A 14,441-nucleotide genomic window follows, 5' to 3' on the forward strand; every position below is an offset into this window, starting at 1 on the left:
GCGACCAATTCTAGCATTGAAACTAGACGAATAGGTCACTATGAACCATCAGAAGCATGCGCTGGGACAATTTGTCTGTAAACTATTTGCTGAGCCTGGGATCGAGCTCACAATTTAGATCATGCTGTGAAGGTAAATGCACCATTATTGGTTTGGCATCCTATTTGCTTTCCATCGAACGCATTACAATTTACGGAATCTCCCACTCAGTAGGCAATTGAGTCGGACCCCTATTTTTCGCCAAGGAGTATCCATGCTAAACGTGAAATCCCACATGAAATCTTTACTAGGCTTAGTTGTTGCAGCCAGTATGCTCACAGTGTTACCCGCTCAATCGGCTGAAGTGATTAAATTAGCCACCACGACCAGTACTGAAAACTCTGGTCTGTTACAAGAATTACTGCCTAAGTTTGAAAGTGCAACAGGCTATAAAGTACAAGTTATCGCCACTGGTACAGGTAAAGCACTGAAACTAGGTGAGCAAGGCGATGTAGATTTAGTGATGACCCACGCACCAAGCGCTGAAGCAAAATTTGTTGCCGATGGTTTTGGTGTTGAGCCACGTGGCATTATGGAAAACGATTTCGTCGTATTAGGCCCTAAAAACGACCCTGCCAAACTGCGTGAAAGCAAAACCGCTGAAGAAGCCTTCGCTAAAATCGCCAAATCTGGCTTACCTTTCTTATCTCGTGGTGACAACTCTGGCACTCACATCAAAGAGCTAGAAGTATGGAAAGCCGCAGGCGTGACTCCTGACTTCAAAGGTTACACTTCAGTCGGTCAAGGCATGGGTAAAACCCTGCTGATGGCAAACGAATTACAAGGTTACACTCTATCTGACCGTGGTACTTTCGTAGCGTACAAAACGAAGTTGGACTTAGGTGTGGATTTTGATGGTGGAAAAACCCTAGCGAACCCATACCAAGTGATTCTGATCAACCCAGCGAAATACCCAGATCTGAACCACAAAGGCGCAAAAGCCTTCAGTGACTGGCTGATCAGCAAAGAAGGTCAAAGCATGATCAACAACTTCAAAGTTGAAGGCGAGCAACTGTTCAAGGCAACCTATAGCGAATGAACGAAGGCTGGCTAGCACTGTTACAGCAGGCGTTAAGCCTGCTGTTTTCATTGGACCCCGACGTTTGGTCCATCATTTCTGTCTCGTTTTCGGTTTCGTTCGCGGCACTTCTCATTACCTTAGTCCCGTCGATGGTGCTCGGTTTTGTGTTGGCGTTTGCCTATTTCCCTGGAAAGTGGTTTGTCACCAACTTAGTGCAGACACTGCAATCGATTCCCACCGTAGTGATCGGCCTTCTGGTGTACCTCATCTTGACCCGCAACGGCCCGCTTGGGGATTTAAAGTGGTTGTTTACTCAAGAGGGGATGATCCTCGGCCAAATGCTGATTTGCGCCCCCGTGATGATCGCCATGAGCCAAGCGGCCTTCACTAGTGTCGATCGCCGCGCATGGGAAACCTCACGCACCTTAGGCGCCTCTTGGATAAGCGCCGTCTGGACAGTATGTCGCGAGCTACGTATGCCATTATTACTGGCGATTGTCGCAGCCTTTAGCCGTATTCTCACCGAAGTCGGCTGTTCGATGATGGTGGGCGGAAACATTTTAAACGTAACACGTAATATCCCGACGGCTATCGCACTGGAAACCAGTAAAGGTGATTTCGCCCAAGCTATCGCCCTCGGATTAGTGCTGCTAATCTTGGCCTTGATCCTAAACTTTGCCTTAGGTAGTTTACGCGGCAAAGAAACGCCAAGGAGCCATTAACTTATGACCCAAGCCAAACTGATTGCCCGTGACTTGGAAATGTCCTTTGGCCCGCGCTTATTATTCAAAGCCCATAGCCTCGAGTTATGCCAAGGGAACGTTATTTATTTGCAGGGTGACAACGGCTCGGGCAAGTCGACCCTAATGAAGATCCTCGCGGGTCTACAGGCGCCATCTCAGGGTAACATTGAGTTGAGCGGCTTTAAAAAAGATGGATGGTGGAAACGTAACCCTTTGCTTGGAAAGGCCATTTATCTCCACCAGCACCCCTATCTATTCGATGGCACAGTCAATTACAATCTGACTTACGGTTTACCTTTTGCTGCCTCAAAAACCGAAGCCAAACGTAGAATTGGTCAAGCAATTGAGATGGCTCAACTAGGCTCGCTATTGCAAGCCAGAGCCAGCAATTTATCCGGCGGCGAAAGACAACGCCTCGCTATCGCCCGCGCTTGGATATTGCAGCCAAAGTTACTGATGCTCGATGAGCCGACCTCCAATATGGATAAGGACTCCCAAGCCTTAGTGCTGCAAATGATCCAACAGCTCAAACAGCAAGGGACGGGAATGCTGCTAAGCAGCCACCAAAACTGTGCGCTCACCGCCATTTGCGAGCAGCAGTGGCACATTGCTGACCAACAGGTGATAACCTCCCATCAGCAAACGCACACAAACTCCACACAGGGATCTTTATATGTCGTTGCAAATTGATGCGGTTATTCTTGCCGGTGGTATGGCACGCCGTATGGGCGGGGACGATAAAGGCCTCGTCGAGCTAAACGGCAAGGCCATGATAGAACACACTATCGAACGGATAAAACCTCAGGTTAAGGAGATCCTGATCAACGCAAATCGTAACCAAACACGCTATGCTGAGTTCGGTTTTACGGTGTTAAGCGATGATCATACTGGGTTTCTCGGCCCCTTGGCGGGCATGATCACCGCTATGGGTCACACTCAAGCAGACTATCTGCTCGTGGTGCCCTGCGATTGTCCACTGCTGCCGCGGGATTTAGTCGCCCGCTTATTAACCGCCATTGAGGCAAACGATGCTGAACTTGCCGTGGCCAGCGATGGGGAACGTGAGCAGCCGGTGGTGATGTTATTAAAGCCGAGCCTGCGCGAGTCGATGACCGCCTTTCTCGAAGCGGGTGAGCGTAAAATTGATTTTTGGTATGCCAAACATCGCTTTGCGGTGGCGGCCTTTGCCGATCAACCCAATGCCTTCGTCAATGTGAACACGCCAGAACAAAAACAACGACTGGCAGCAGAGATAAACCAAAGCTAAGGCTTCAAATTTCCTAGATTAGAGGTGCAAATGAGTACTCCCTTCGTCAATCCGCTATCTATTCCCGTTCTCGGATTTTGTGCCTATAGCGGCACGGGGAAAACCACCCTACTCAAGCAATTGATCCCCGAATTAAATCAGCGCGGCCTGCGTCTGGCGGTGATCAAACATGCTCACCACAATTTCGATGTCGATATTCCCGGTAAAGACAGTTACGAGATGCGCAAAGCCGGCGCGCGGCAAATGCTAGTCGCCTCCCATGTGCGTTGGGCGCTAATGACCGAAGATGCCCGCGATGGCGACCCAGAGTTAGTCCACCTACTCAAACAAATTGAAGCCGATAAAGTCGATATCGTCTTAGTCGAAGGCTTTAAAAAACTCACGCTACCGAAAATTGAGCTGCACCGCGCCGCCCACGGTAAGCCGTTTATCTATACCCAAGACGACAATATTCTCGCCATCGCTTGCTGTGATGACACCGAGCTACCGAGCGAGCTAAGAAGACTCGACCTTAACAATGTCGCGCAAATCGCTGACTTTGTGATGGAATATGCCAATAGCTGGCAAGCCCCTAACCCCGCATTACCGATCGCAACTGTCGATGCCTGCACCTTGGGCAGCGATAAAAACCTGAGCGTGAGCCAAGGGTTAGCGCAGATTTTATCCCATGTCACGCCGGTCACTGAGGTGGAAGACATAGGCTTAGACGATTTAGATAATCGCGTGCTCGCCCGCGACAGCATTTCGCCCGTGGATGTACCGCAGCAAACCAACTCGGCGATGGATGGTTATGCCTTCGCCTATCAAGATCCGCTGCCTGCAAGCTTCACCTTAGTTGGTGAAGTCCTCGCCGGACATCAATATTCGGGCACACTCAAAGCGGGTGAAACCGTGCGCATTATGACCGGGGCCCCCGTGCCCGCTGGCGCCGATACTGTTCAACCTCGTGAGCTAGCTAACGAGGCCAATGCCAAGGTCAGTTTTGAAGGCCGCATTCAGCAGGGCCAACACGTTCGCCTTGCGGGTGAAGACATTGGCCAAGGCCAAGTCGCACTCACACAGGCCACGCGCCTAAGCGCCGCCGAGCAAGGCTTATTAGCCTCCCTCGGCCTTAACCGTGTGACGGTTTATCGCCGTCCAACAGTAGCCGTGTTTTCAACTGGGGATGAAGTCAGCCAACCCGGCGAAGCACTGAATCCAAACTGTATTTATGACTCAAACCGTTACACCATCAAAGCGATGGCAAAACGTTTAGGTTGTGACGTCATTGACTTAGGCATTATCGAAGACTCCGAAAGCGCTCTCGAAGCCACCTTAACTAAGGCTGCGGCGCAGGCCGATGTGGTGATTAGCTCTGGCGGGGTTTCCGTTGGCGATGCCGACTACATCAAGGCCGTGCTGGCACGCCTTGGCAATATCGACTTCTGGCGGATCAATATGCGCCCCGGTCGCCCACTCGCCTTTGGTAAGGTCGGCGATAGCCTATTCTTCGGCTTGCCCGGCAATCCGGTGGCGGTGATGGTGTCGTTCCTGCAATTTGTGCAACCTGCACTGCGTAAGCTCGCTGGTGAAACTCACTGGCAGGCGCCATTATTCCCAGCGATTACCGATGAAACCCTGCGTAGCCGCACGGGCCGCACTGAGTTTATCCGAGGAATTTATCGCCTAGGTAATGATGGCAGGCTGCACGTGACCAGCACTGGCAACCAAGGTTCAGGCATGCTCAGCTCAATGGTCAAAGGCAATTGCCTTATCATCATTGGAGATGATGCTGAGGTGGTGAATGCGGGTGAAACCGTGTTTATTCAACCTTTTGCCGATCTTCTATAAGAGCCACTGAGTCCCTATGAGCCAACTTGTGGATGCCTTTGGCCGTCAGGTCGAATATTTACGACTCTCAGTGACAGATCGCTGCGACTTCCGTTGTGTCTACTGCATGACCGAAGATCCCTGCTTCTTGCCCAAGGACCATGTACTGCACCTCGAAGAGTTGGCTTGGATTGCCCAAGCCTTTACTGAACTGGGGGTGACCAAAATTCGCCTCACTGGCGGCGAACCGCTAGTGCGTAGCGATTGTGATCAACTGGTGCACTTACTGGGCAAGCTTCCAGGGCTCAAAGATTTATCGATGACCACCAACGGTTCTAGGCTCAGTAAGTTTGCCAAACCTATGTTTGATGCGGGTCTTAAGCGTTTAAACATCAGCCTAGATACCCTTAACCCCGAACTCTTTACCCAACTGACACGCAACGGCAAATTAGTACGCGTTATCGAAGGCATTGATGCGGCCATTGCCGCAGGCTTTACGCGCATAAAAATCAATGCCGTGATCCTCAAACAGCAAAACGATCATGAAGTCATCGATCTGGTTAACTTTTGCCGCGACCGCAAGCTCGATATCGCCTTTATTGAAGAAATGCCGCTGGGTGAAATGGATGAACGCAAACGCATGCGCCATTGCAGCAGTGATGAAGTTAAGGCCATGATTAGCGAGCATTATCCACTACAACTCTCCAATAAACGCACAGGCGGACCCGCGCGTTACTACAAGATGGTCGATAGTCCAATTCACATCGGCTTTATCTCACCCCATAGCCACAACTTTTGCCACGAATGTAATCGGGTGCGCGTGACCGTAGAGGGGCAGCTATTGCTCTGTCTGGGTAATGAGCACTCCGTTGATTTAAAAAGCATTATAAGAGAGTTCCCCGGCGATATTGAACGGCTAAAAACTGCCATTCTCCAAGGCATTAAGCGCAAACCTCAGCGGCATGTATTCGATAATAACGAAGTACAAATTCTGCGTTTTATGAACGCCACCGGCGGTTAACCTCCTCACCTCAGGGCTAGCATCTCAATTTTGCCGTGATACACTCATGGCATTAGTCCTATTTTTTGTGTCACTCTTCCTATGGCGCTTACTCGTAAACAGTGGAATAACATCATTATTCTTGCCTGCGTGTTTATCATTAGCGTGCTCACGTTTATGGATAAGAAAACCCAAAATGTGCCCAGTGATGCGCAACGGCTATTTGATGATAATGCCCCGCTGGCTCAGTTGCAGTTGGATGGTATTTGGCTGCACAAACAAACTTCAAGCTGGGAATGCGATCCACAAGTACTCAACTGTGAGCAATGGGCAAAGGCTTGGCAAGGCTTAAGGGTCTCGCCCTTGAATGACGCGCCACAACCCACTGGCAAACCTCAGGAACTGGTGATCCAAATTACCGATATTCGCCAATCACAGCGCTGGATTTATTTCCCCGATGAAGGCGTCCTTAAATCTCCCGCGAGCAACTGGTACTTAGTGCCCCCCAGCCTAAGGGCCGATTTACAACCGATCCTCGATGCCAAATCCACCAGCTAATCTATTACCTAAAAGAACTCAATCATGCCGGAATTACCAGAAGTCGAAGTCACCCGTCAGGGCATAGCCCCATATCTTGTCGAACAAACCGTGGTTGACCTAGTAGTCCGTAACGCCTCACTGCGTTGGCCCGTTCCCGAACTTGCCAAACAGATCATCGGCCAAACCATACGCCAAGTGCGCCGCCGCGCTAAATATCTGTTAATCGATACCGATGCCGGCACCAGCATAGTGCATTTGGGGATGTCGGGCAGCCTAAGGATCCTGCCCCATGACACGCCAGTGGAGAAGCACGACCATATCGATCTTGTCCTCGCCAATGGCCGTATTCTGCGCTTTAACGATCCGAGACGTTTCGGCGCCTGGTTATGGTGCCAATTGCCAGAGGAAGCCCATCCACTGCTAGAAAAACTCGGGCCAGAACCTCTGACCGATGCCTTTAACGTCAATCAATTAGCTGCCGCGCTGGCGGGCAAGAAAAAGGCCATCAAACTCTGCCTGATGGATAACCATATTGTGGTGGGTGTGGGAAATATTTACGCCAACGAAGCCCTGTTTGCCGCCGGAATACACCCCGAGGCGGAAGCGGGCAAGATAGATATTGAACGCTTAACGGTACTGGTTGTCGAGGTCAAACAAATCCTCGCCCACGCCATCAAGCAGGGTGGCACTACGCTTAAGGACTTCACCAATGCCGAGGGTAAACCCGGCTATTTCGCCCAAAAGCTGCATGTTTACGGCCGCGGCGGCGAAACCTGCACTCAGTGCGGCAATCTACTCAGCGAAATCCGCCTTGGTCAGCGCACCACAGTGTTTTGCGGCATCTGCCAGACGCGTTAATCTCGCTCATAAAAATGCCTGCTATTGCAGGCATTTTTAGCTTCTTCGATATGGTGTTTGATTACTCTTTTAACCAACGGCCAGGATGATCGGTAAAGTAACGGTACTCACGCTCTGGCGCTTGGCACTGAGGCTTAAGTTCCGCAGCGGATAACAAAATCCACTCGTCACGGTGGGCAATCCCCATACTCTTACCGCCTTTAATATCGAAACAACTCAGCTCGGCACCGCTAGGTGCTAGCACATAACGCTGTTTGTTCTCCAGCATCCATTGCCACGCGTTACGCTCCTGCTCTTCTACTGGCGCGAGATAACTAAAATGCGTCACACTCATGGGCGAGAACAGAATAAATTGCTCTTTAAAGTTTACTAACCCAAGCTCGGCATCCTCACCTATCACTTCGGCGGTATGTAGCATCAGGCTTCTGGGGGTGCGCATTTCATCAAGCATAGCGTAACCCCAAGTGCTCACCAGCACCCAGCCCAAGGCTGAAACTAACCCCACTTTCACCAGTGCAAACTGACGACGCGCCAGCCACAGCAAGGCACACCAAAGCACCCCGAGCAAAATAAATAAGTAACTAATGCTAGTGAGATCATCGGTATAATCCGCCAGCGCTTTGACAAGTGCAGGGTGATGGATAAATGCCAGCACGCCGGCCACTAACACGAGCGAGCCCAAGAACCACAGCACACCAGTGACTAGTTTTTCAAACCAAGCTTTAGGTGAAACACCCGTTAATACCGCCGACGCCGCGAGGGCCAGCATAGGTAATGCGGGCAGAATATACACGTTGCGCTTGCCCGGGCTGATACTGAAAAACAGCACCACGAGCCCGACCCAAATCAGCAGAATCACGATGGTGGGATCGGCCTTCACCTTTTGCAGCCACTGTTTCCAATAGGCGACCACCAGCAACGAAATCGGGAACCACATCCAAGGGATCACGCTCAGCACGAAGAAATACCAAGGCTTGATATGGTGCCAAGCATTGACGTAACGCTCGCCCGTTTGCTTAAACAAAATGTTATTTTGATAGGCCACCATCTCGGGCGTGCCATGGGCTTGAACCGTCATCACCATTGGCACTAACCAACAGGCAATCACGGCCAGCATGGCCAAAGGCCCCGCCAGGCAAAGCCAAGTTAAGCGGCCCTCGAAACGGGTCTTATCTTTGAAGGCGTAAATCCCAATTGGAATGAGCAACAACAAGGGCAAGAAACCAACCCCCTTAGTGATCACCCCAAGTCCCATAAATGCCCAGCCAATAAAATACCAATGCCACTTAGGCCCAAGCATAAAATGTCTGATTAATCCGTAACATCCCACGGTTATCCAACACATCACCATGGCATCTATCTGGGCATTTTTCGCCTGCATCAAAAACTGCGGCACGATGAGGAGCAATAGTGCAGCGTTGCGGCCAACCCGCACATTCCACAATCTGGCACCCAAATCATAGACAAGGAATACCGTCAGCAAGCCACAGAGGGCATTGGGGAGTAAAAAGGAGAATTTTAACGACCCCGTGAGTTGATAAAACAGGGCAATCGCCCACATAAACACGGGTGGTTTATCGGGATAATATTCCCCCCCCCGGGTAGGGAATAACCATTGGCCCGAGGCAACCATTTCCCGCGCGACCTCCACAAACCGCGGCTCGTCGGCGGGCCAAGGGGAACGAAAACCTATGCCAACCAGCAAGATCAGCAAACTCATCAACAGCAGCGGCCAGAGTACTTGGTAATAATCTTCGCTATTGAAACGACGATTCAATGCATCCATTCCTAATCCCTATTTAGTGTTCCAATTCATCCACCTGCTTACGCAGGCTAGAACGGTAAAGGTAAGCACCGATAAGACTCGAGATAATAAACAGCCCGATACTGATCCCCAGTTGGTTATGATCAGACAAGCCAATACCCGCACCCGCAAAACTAAAAATCAGCATCTGCGGTAAATAACCCAGCATACTGCCAAATAAAAATCCCCCGGGGGAAATATGCGTCGCTCCCGCAAACAGGTTTGTCAGCAGATTACTGCCTACGGGCAACAGGCGGATCATTAAGACTTTTAACCAAGTCCGGTGAATGATCAGCGCCTCAAATTTTTGCAAGCGATGGCCAAAACGTCGCTGTAGGCTACTGCGTATCGTCAATCTCGCGGTATAAAACGCCAGCACACAGCCAAGCAATGCCGCTAAGGTGGAAAATAAGCCACCATAAATACCACCTAAAGCAAAACCAAACACAAAGGCGATCACCTGCCTTGGTCCACCGACAGCGGTAAATAGTGCGCCCACGGCTAGTAAAGCCATTAACGCATAGTTTCCTTCCGCTTTAATAAAGTGCGCCACCCAATTGCTATCGGTTACATGCTCGAATAACCCTTGCTGGGCCGCAAACATTAACACCAGCAAAATAAAGACGATAAAAATCGCCTTATAGAGTCGCTTCATCTTAATCGTGCCAGCTGGTTTCGCTACGGGCGACCTTAGCTATTTTCGCCCTGCGACCGAGCCACATGACGCCCATGATGTCGACAATTCCGACCCAGACCCGATTCCAAGCAGTATATTTAGACACGCCAACTTGGCGATCCCTATGATTAACCACAGAAATAAACACTTCGCCCCCCATGCGGCGCACCAGTGCTGGGATATATCTGTGCATATGGTCGAAGTAGGGCATGCGCAGGAAGGTTTCGCGGGGGAAGAGTTTTAAGCCACATCCGGTATCTGGTACGCCATCGTGTAACAGTGCATCACGCACTTTATTCGCAAAGCGGGACTGGAATCGCTTCCACGCGGTGTCTTTACGGTTTTTGCGATAACCGGCAATACAAAAATGTTCAGCATGAATTTGCGGCAATTGAGCCAACATAGCGGGAATATCCGCAGGATCGTTTTGCCCATCGGCATCTAAGGTGACAATGTATTTACCACGGGCATGTAAAACGCCAGTGGAAATAGCGGTACTTTGGCCCGTACTGCGCTCGTGACGAATAGCTTTAGCATCGCATTGCATCACCTCTGCGGTGTGCATAACTTCACCAAAAGTGTCATCCTGACTACCGTCGTCGACAACAAGAATTTCAAACTCAGTCAACCCTTGCAGGGCTTGGCATATCTCTTTCATTAATGGGCCAATATTGCCCACTTCATCTTTGGCGGGGATCACGACTGAAATCACGTTAAGGCTCCAAGCTTAATAACCATGAGTACGGTAACATAGGATTGTGGCAAACAAAAATCTGCATTGATAGGATGTTATGAATTAAACGGAACGCGAGCCCAGCATTGTATACGGGTGAAAATCGAGAAAAGAGCACTTAATTTGGAACTGTGAATTTCATCGAAATGACATATTCTAATGCCGCAGAAAATGCTAGTTTGGGAAACAAAATGCCAAACTGTATAAAACCTATGAACATAGTTGTAGTTGGAATGGGCTATGTTGGCCTATCGAACGCGGTTTTACTCGCCCAGCAAAACCATGTAGTAGCGATTGATTTGATGCCCGAGCGCATCGCGTTAGTTAATGCGCGTAAACCAACTGTCGCCGACAGTCTGATTGAAGAATACCTGCAGCATAAAGTCTTAAATCTCAGTGCCACGAGCGATAAAAACGTCGTTAAAGAAGCCGATTTTGTCATCATAGCCACTCCTACAGATTACGACCCACAAACCAACTACTTTAATACTCAGTCGGTCGAACGGGTCACGAAGGAAGTGCTAGCCCTAAATCCTGACACCACTATTGTCATCAAATCGACTGTGCCAGTGGGTTTTACCGAAGGGCTGAGAAGTAAACTCAACAGTGACAATATCTTATTTTCGCCAGAGTTTTTGCGTGAAGGTAAGGCGCTTTACGATAACCTGCACCCCTCACGGATCATAGTGGGTGAACGTTCCGAACGCGCCCAAGCCTTTGCCGATCTGCTTGCTCGCGCCGCAATTAAGCAAGATATTCCAATTTTACTCACAGACAGCACTGAGGCTGAGGCGATTAAGTTGTTTGCCAACACTTTTTTAGCCATGCGCGTCGCCTACTTTAATGAGTTGGACACCTATGCGGAGAGCCGAGGGCTCAACACCCGCCAGATTATCGAAGGCGTATGTTTAGATCCGCGCATCGGCGATTACTATAACAATCCTTCCTTCGGTTATGGCGGTTACTGTCTGCCCAAGGACACTAAGCAATTGCTGGCCAACTATAACGATGTGCCTAACAATCTCATCAGCGCCATTGTCGATTCCAACACGACCCGCAAAGATTTTATCGCCAACGCTATTATAAGTAAGCAACCGAAGCGAGTGGGGATCTATCGCTTAATCATGAAATCCGACTCAGACAACTTCCGCGCCTCGGCGGTACAAGGTGTGATGAAACGCATTAAGGCCAAGGGCATCGAAGTCGTGGTCTATGAGCCCGTACTCAAGGAAGACGAGTTTTTTAACTCGAAGGTGATCCGCGATTTACATGAGTTTAAAACAATGTGCGATGTGATTATTTCTAACCGTATGGCCAATGAACTCGAAGATGTCGCCGCTAAGGTGTACACCCGGGATCTGTTCCATCACGACTAAGCGTCCAAAATATAAAGGTTTACTATGAAATACTTAGTCACAGGCGCCGCCGGATTTATCGGCGCTAAAGTCAGTGAGCGCCTCTGCGCACAGGGCCATGAAGTTGTCGGTATCGATAACCTCAATGACTATTATGATGTTGGGCTAAAGCTAGCCCGACTGGCACCGCTCGAGGCCTTAAGCAATTTCCGTTTTATCAAACTAGACTTAGCCGACAGAGACGGCATAGCTGCATTGTTTGCAGAACAAGGTTTTCGACGGGTTATCCATCTCGCCGCGCAGGCAGGGGTGCGCTACTCCCTCGATAACCCCCTCGCCTATGCCGATAGCAATTTAGTTGGGCATCTCACCATTTTAGAGGGCTGTCGCCACCATAAGATTGAGCATCTCGTGTATGCCTCTTCATCCTCTGTCTATGGCTTGAATCAAAAGATGCCATTTTCGACCGAGGACAGTGTCGATCATCCAATATCCCTGTACGCGGCGACCAAGAAAGCCAACGAGTTAATGTCGCACACTTACTCACATCTCTATCAGTTACCCACCACAGGCTTGCGCTTTTTTACCGTGTATGGCCCCTGGGGACGACCCGATATGGCCTTGTTTAAATTCACAAAAGCCATTCTCGCGGGCGATACTATCGATGTGTATAACCATGGCGATCTCAGCCGTGATTTCACCTATATCGATGATATTGTTGAGGGCATCATCAGGGTGCAAGACAAACCACCTCGCCCAACACCGGACTGGCGTGTAGAAACCGGTACACCGGCTAATAGCAGCGCCCCTTATCGCGTATTCAATATCGGCAATGGCAGCCCTGTGCAATTGCTGGATTTTATTACCGCACTCGAAAGTGCACTCGGCATTGAGGCTAACAAACAATTCTTACCCATGCAGCCCGGTGATGTGCATTCCACTTGGGCCGATACCGAAGACCTGTTCAAGGCGGTGGGTTATAAACCCCAAGTAGATATCAATACCGGGGTGGGCAGATTTGTCGAGTGGTACCGCGCGTTTTATGCGAAGTAAGCTCTCTGAGAAAACAAAAAGGCCTGCTGATTTGCAGGCCTTTTTATTGGATTAGCGCTTAAAAACGGTATTCAAAACTGCTGAAGAAAGTCGCATTAGTATCGTTTTCTTGTACATCAAATTCCGATCTCGATACTGTACCGCCCAGACTCCACATGCCCTTCCACACCGGCATACGGTAAGAAAGTTCCAGCATCAGTAAGTCTTCCTTCGGTGGCTGTGGCGCCCATGTGGTCGCCACGTTGGTGCCGTCTTTATTCAACTTGGCATAACGCAGGAGCGAGGTAAAACCGCGGCTGTTATGGAACTGACCAACCAAACCAAACACAAAGACTTGAGCATCGCTATCATAGGTCGAACCTAAAGCTCTGCCGTAGTAACGCGCTCCACTGAGGTAAACAGGATCTTCATAGAAGCAGTTAGGCTTGCCATCACACTCGACAAAGGTATCCGAGTATTCCATGAATAGCTTGAACTGCTTACCCGATGTGCCGAAATGGGTATCTATCCCCCAAAGTGAGCCGCAATCGCTGCCGTTTTCACAGCTATGCTCAAGGTACAAACCAACGGGGATATCCTGCCAAGTGTCGGCATAACGTAAATCGATGCTCTGGGTTCTATGGCCCGCGTCACGGCGTTGATCGGCTAGGCAAGAATCCGAACCGTCGATGCACACCGCATTGCTTGCCACTGAGTCCCACCAAGAATCGAAGTCGCAATTCTGCCCTTCACCACAAAATAGTGTTGACCAAGACAGGCCAATTTCTAGCTGCTGAAGGGGTTTGGCGGTGAAACGCATATCCCATTCAGCCGTTTTAGGCACGGCACGCTCTTTTTCAGCCATGCTAAAACCGGTCTTGAAGGTCCAAGGCCCAATCCAAGATAACCATGGCGTTTCAAAGGCGGCGGCATTATTACGGCTGAGCGACAGTGACTGCATTGGACGCGCATTGTTAGAGCGATGCAATGCCGAATCAAATCCCGGCCCCCACCATTGCTCAACCGTACCTAAGGTCGCAATCCAGTTCCCCATGATTACAGCAAAGTAAGACTCATCGAGACGGAAGTTTTTGTTATCTTGCGGGTCGTACGTCTCAGCAACTGTGGTTTTATAGGCCACACGTGAGCCTAAATATTCGTAAGAGGCTTTAACCTCACCCTTTTCACGGTAGCCTGAGCCATAATGCTGGAAGCGAGCGGGATCGGTCGCCCCCGAGAGTTTAACCCGAGCATTGCCGCGATTATCGACGGCATTTTGATAGTAAAAGTTTACTCGGGCAAAGGCTTGCACTAATCGGGGAGACAATAGCTCGGGTTCGACTTTCGCTAAGTCACCACCAATACCAGACCACATCAAGGGAAAGGTATTCACTGGCACACGGATCACGCCCGCATCGGCCAGAGCTTGAATATCGGCTCTTAAATAAATGTCCGAGGCATCCACCCAAGGGGCGGCAGCGACGGAAGCAGAAAACAATAAACCAGATGCAACGCTAGCAGCGAGGATAGTGGGGGTCAAAAAAGCCTTCATAACATCCTTTTC

At 50.0% G+C, this 14,441-nt stretch carries 14 protein-coding genes; 10 read left to right on the forward strand and 4 right to left on the reverse strand.

Annotated elements, in window-relative coordinates; all coding sequences use genetic code 11:
- The first annotated feature begins 253 nt into the window (after positions 1-253).
- The 8 genes from CEQ32_RS15910 to mutM all read left to right on the forward strand — a co-directional run bounded on the left by CEQ32_RS15910 (position 254) and on the right by mutM (position 7,277).
- The gene (locus CEQ32_RS15910; protein WP_037423998.1) at positions 254-1,078 is read left to right on the forward strand and encodes a substrate-binding domain-containing protein; all 825 of its coding nucleotides are present in this window, start codon (positions 254-256) and stop codon (positions 1,076-1,078) included.
- A complete protein-coding gene (locus CEQ32_RS15915; RefSeq protein ID WP_037428336.1) occupies positions 1,075-1,782 on the forward strand; it encodes an ABC transporter permease in 708 nt (235 codons plus the stop codon). The genes CEQ32_RS15910 and CEQ32_RS15915 overlap by 4 nt, the downstream gene beginning before the upstream one ends.
- 3 nt (positions 1,783-1,785) lie before the next feature.
- Positions 1,786-2,493, forward strand: a complete 708-nt coding sequence (locus CEQ32_RS15920; RefSeq protein WP_088586418.1) for an energy-coupling factor ABC transporter ATP-binding protein — start codon at positions 1,786-1,788, stop codon at positions 2,491-2,493.
- Positions 2,477-3,070: a molybdenum cofactor guanylyltransferase MobA gene (gene mobA, locus CEQ32_RS15925; protein ID WP_088586419.1), complete on the forward strand. Its 594-nt coding sequence runs from the start codon at positions 2,477-2,479 to the stop codon at positions 3,068-3,070. Before CEQ32_RS15920 ends, mobA begins: the two co-directional genes overlap by 17 nt.
- Before the next feature lie 30 nt (positions 3,071-3,100).
- Complete coding sequence (locus tag CEQ32_RS15930) at positions 3,101-4,900, forward strand: bifunctional molybdopterin-guanine dinucleotide biosynthesis adaptor protein MobB/molybdopterin molybdotransferase MoeA (RefSeq protein ID WP_037428330.1); 1,800 nt, start codon at positions 3,101-3,103, stop codon at positions 4,898-4,900.
- A gap of 16 nt (positions 4,901-4,916) precedes the next feature.
- Complete coding sequence (gene moaA / locus CEQ32_RS15935) at positions 4,917-5,900, forward strand: GTP 3',8-cyclase MoaA (protein WP_055648183.1); 984 nt, start codon at positions 4,917-4,919, stop codon at positions 5,898-5,900.
- A gap of 81 nt (positions 5,901-5,981) precedes the next feature.
- Positions 5,982-6,437 (forward strand): hypothetical protein, encoded by a 456-nt coding sequence (locus CEQ32_RS15940; RefSeq protein WP_055648184.1) that lies wholly within the window; start codon positions 5,982-5,984, stop codon positions 6,435-6,437.
- Between the two features lie 24 nt (positions 6,438-6,461).
- Positions 6,462-7,277 carry a bifunctional DNA-formamidopyrimidine glycosylase/DNA-(apurinic or apyrimidinic site) lyase gene (gene mutM / locus CEQ32_RS15945; protein WP_055648185.1) on the forward strand — a complete coding sequence of 272 codons (816 nt, stop codon included), beginning with the start codon at positions 6,462-6,464 and terminating at the stop codon, positions 7,275-7,277.
- Positions 7,278-7,338: 61 nt separating this feature from the next.
- Here mutM and CEQ32_RS15950 read toward each other — a convergent pair whose 3' ends face one another.
- Genes CEQ32_RS15950 through CEQ32_RS15960 form a run of 3 tightly spaced genes read right to left on the reverse strand, consistent with a single transcriptional unit; the run spans position 7,339 to position 10,469 of the window.
- Positions 7,339-9,063: an ArnT family glycosyltransferase gene (locus CEQ32_RS15950; protein ID WP_122040771.1), complete on the reverse strand. Its 1,725-nt coding sequence runs from the start codon at positions 9,061-9,063 to the stop codon at positions 7,339-7,341.
- A 13-nt stretch (positions 9,064-9,076) separates the two neighbouring features.
- Positions 9,077-9,736, reverse strand: coding sequence for a TVP38/TMEM64 family protein (locus tag CEQ32_RS15955; RefSeq protein ID WP_088586420.1), 660 nt, complete (start codon positions 9,734-9,736; stop codon positions 9,077-9,079).
- Between the two features lies 1 nt (position 9,737).
- Positions 9,738-10,469, reverse strand: coding sequence for a glycosyltransferase family 2 protein (locus tag CEQ32_RS15960; RefSeq protein ID WP_011624605.1), 732 nt, complete (start codon positions 10,467-10,469; stop codon positions 9,738-9,740).
- 233 nt (positions 10,470-10,702) lie between these two features.
- On the opposite strand from CEQ32_RS15960, the gene CEQ32_RS15965 reads away from it, so the two are divergent.
- On the forward strand, positions 10,703-11,866 hold the full coding sequence (locus CEQ32_RS15965) for a nucleotide sugar dehydrogenase (RefSeq protein ID WP_088587001.1): 1,164 nt from the start codon (positions 10,703-10,705) through the stop codon (positions 11,864-11,866).
- A gap of 24 nt (positions 11,867-11,890) precedes the next feature.
- A complete protein-coding gene (locus CEQ32_RS15970; RefSeq protein WP_088586421.1) occupies positions 11,891-12,898 on the forward strand; it encodes an NAD-dependent epimerase in 1,008 nt (335 codons plus the stop codon).
- A gap of 58 nt (positions 12,899-12,956) precedes the next feature.
- On the opposite strand, the gene CEQ32_RS15975 is transcribed toward CEQ32_RS15970, so the two are convergent.
- Positions 12,957-14,429 (reverse strand): capsule assembly Wzi family protein, encoded by a 1,473-nt coding sequence (locus CEQ32_RS15975; RefSeq protein ID WP_088586422.1) that lies wholly within the window; start codon positions 14,427-14,429, stop codon positions 12,957-12,959.
- Positions 14,430-14,441 lie beyond the last annotated feature (12 nt).

It is taken from the genome of Shewanella sp. FDAARGOS_354 (assembly GCF_002209245.2).
Lineage (GTDB): Bacteria > Pseudomonadota > Gammaproteobacteria > Enterobacterales > Shewanellaceae > Shewanella > Shewanella xiamenensis.

What these genes read in the sequence shown, in the direction of transcription:
- CEQ32_RS15910 (WP_037423998.1), top strand. Translation starts at nt 254, where the DNA reads ATGCTAAACGTGAAATCCCACATGAAATCTTTACTAGGCTTAGTTGTT.
- CEQ32_RS15915 (WP_037428336.1), top strand. Translation starts at nt 1,075, where the DNA reads ATGAACGAAGGCTGGCTAGCACTGTTACAGCAGGCGTTAAGCCTGCTG.
- CEQ32_RS15920 (WP_088586418.1), top strand. Translation starts at nt 1,786, where the DNA reads ATGACCCAAGCCAAACTGATTGCCCGTGACTTGGAAATGTCCTTTGGC.
- mobA (WP_088586419.1), top strand. Translation starts at nt 2,477, where the DNA reads ATGTCGTTGCAAATTGATGCGGTTATTCTTGCCGGTGGTATGGCACGC.
- CEQ32_RS15930 (WP_037428330.1), top strand. Translation starts at nt 3,101, where the DNA reads ATGAGTACTCCCTTCGTCAATCCGCTATCTATTCCCGTTCTCGGATTT.
- moaA (WP_055648183.1), top strand. Translation starts at nt 4,917, where the DNA reads ATGAGCCAACTTGTGGATGCCTTTGGCCGTCAGGTCGAATATTTACGA.
- CEQ32_RS15940 (WP_055648184.1), top strand. Translation starts at nt 5,982, where the DNA reads ATGGCGCTTACTCGTAAACAGTGGAATAACATCATTATTCTTGCCTGC.
- mutM (WP_055648185.1), top strand. Translation starts at nt 6,462, where the DNA reads ATGCCGGAATTACCAGAAGTCGAAGTCACCCGTCAGGGCATAGCCCCA.
- CEQ32_RS15950 (WP_122040771.1), bottom strand. Translation starts at nt 9,063, where the DNA reads ATGGATGCATTGAATCGTCGTTTCAATAGCGAAGATTATTACCAAGTA.
- CEQ32_RS15955 (WP_088586420.1), bottom strand. Translation starts at nt 9,736, where the DNA reads ATGAAGCGACTCTATAAGGCGATTTTTATCGTCTTTATTTTGCTGGTG.
- CEQ32_RS15965 (WP_088587001.1), top strand. Translation starts at nt 10,703, where the DNA reads ATGAACATAGTTGTAGTTGGAATGGGCTATGTTGGCCTATCGAACGCG.
- CEQ32_RS15970 (WP_088586421.1), top strand. Translation starts at nt 11,891, where the DNA reads ATGAAATACTTAGTCACAGGCGCCGCCGGATTTATCGGCGCTAAAGTC.
- CEQ32_RS15975 (WP_088586422.1), bottom strand. Translation starts at nt 14,429, where the DNA reads ATGAAGGCTTTTTTGACCCCCACTATCCTCGCTGCTAGCGTTGCATCT.